Source organism: Flavobacterium sp., assembly GCF_003525665.1.
GTDB lineage: Bacteria > Bacteroidota > Bacteroidia > Flavobacteriales > Flavobacteriaceae > Flavobacterium.
The window spans coordinates 5,569-7,532 of record NZ_DQDX01000020.1 but is presented as its reverse complement, the minus strand read 5'-3'; the positions used below and the strand labels follow the sequence as shown (position 1 = coordinate 7,532).

Annotated in this window: 1 pseudogene; it reads right to left on the bottom strand. The window is 39.5% G+C overall.

The window, feature by feature from the left end:
• A pseudogene (locus tag DIU01_RS01450) lies at positions 1–1,964 on the bottom strand (hypothetical protein); the annotation flags it as partial.

Sequence of the window (1,964 nt, the reverse complement as noted above, 5' to 3'; positions counted from 1 at the left end):
CTGGAACTGGTGTATTGTTTACGGTAACTAAGAAGTCACCTTCTGACGTACAATTTGGTGTAGTACCTGTTTGCGCAAAAACGTAAATTACTTGTGTTGTTGTAATTGTTGCGCCAGCTAGCAAAGTTGTTCCGCCTCCATTTGGTAAGGTATGATACGAACTTCCTGCTGGTAATGCTGGTAAAATATAACTATTACAAACCGTAACATCTGCCGGATTTGGTGTAGCTGGTGTAAGATTTATTGTTATTGTAAAATCACCTTCGGCGGTACAATTTGGAACCGTACCCGATTGTGCAAAAATATAAATCGTTTGATTCGTAGTAATTATTGTTCCTGCTGGAATTTGCGTCGCTGGACTTCCACCAGCTGCCGAATGATACGATTGTCCTGCTGGCAATACTGGTAAAACATAACTATCACAAGCCGTTACATCTGCCGGATTTGGTGTAACTGGTGCTGTATTTACCGTTAGAGCAAAATCACCTTCTGAACTACACGATGGTGTACCAGATGATTGCGAAACTACATAAACTACTTGTGAGGTTGTAAGAACTGTTCCAACTGGCAATAAAGTTGCAGTTGCGCCACCTGAAGCCGAATGATAAGTACTACCCGCCGGTAATGCTGGTAAAGTATAGCTTCCGCAAACGGTTACGTCTGATGGGTTGGGTGGCGTACCTGTTATTATTGTTACGACAAAATCGCCTTCGGATGTACAACCAGCTAATGCAGATTGTGAAAAGACATAAATAGTTTGTGAAGTATTTATTACAGTACCTGCGGCAATTTGTGTTAACGGACTTCCTCCAGAGGCAGTATGATACGTTTCATTAGATGCTAATGCAGGTAAAGTATAACTATTACAAGCTGTAACATCAGCTGGATTAGGTGGTGTTGGTGCCGTTGTTAGAAATAATTGAAATGATGTTGTTGTAACGCATGAAGTATTATCATCTTCTATACTAACGAAAATTGTTTCTCCATTTGTACCAGGATAATTTGTCGTGTTAGGAATTGTTGTACCACCAGTTCCATCTTGTGCTGCTAAAAGCGTGTTGTGATAAGAAATTGTATAACCTGATAATCCATTGAGAACTACAGGTGTATTAACATTTAAATTAAAAAGAGGATTGGTAATACATTGTGTCAAATTATTAGGAGTTCCAGTAGCAGGAGCTGCAGGAATAGTTACCGTAGCACTTGCTGTTGCGTTAGGATTACAACCAGGTTTATTAACTACAACAGTATAAGTTCCAGGAACTGAAACCGTAATGCTTTGCACATTTCCTGGATTAACAAAACCCGCAGCAGTTGAAGACCAAACATAAGATGTAGCATTACTTATGTTAGCAGCTAAAATTGTTGTGGTACCAGGACAAACATCCACATCTGTACCGATCGAAAGCGCACAAGCTGTACTACAATCTAATGCATTGGGGTTTGCGGTAAAAATACCTCCAGTAAAATTTAAAGTAAAACCATTATTAGTTGCCGAGAAGTTGTTTACCAACAACATGTACGTTTGTCCGGGTAAAACATTCATCCATGCCTCATATGTACCAGTTTGAGTGTTTGTTACAGGATTAATTCCAACACCTGTGAAAGCTTGATTTGCAGTAGAACCACTATAATTACATCTAATAGGAGCACCCAAACTGTTCCCACAATTACCAGTTGTAGTGGCAAAAGGACCATAAACAGCAAAATCCCAATCCTCTGTATTAACATTTGGATCAATATTAAAACCAAATTGTCCTGCAGCTTGAAAAGTAAAAGTATACCATGCTGAATTTGATTCTACAGTAGTAGCACCACCTCCGCCGGTTCCTAAACAGCCTGAACCAGTAGCTCCATTAAAGTCGTCAAGACCACCACCATTTACATTTCCTCCAGAACTTACATTTCCACAAATTGGTATAGCCGTGCTACAATCAGCTGAAACTTGGCTAAAAGTTATATTT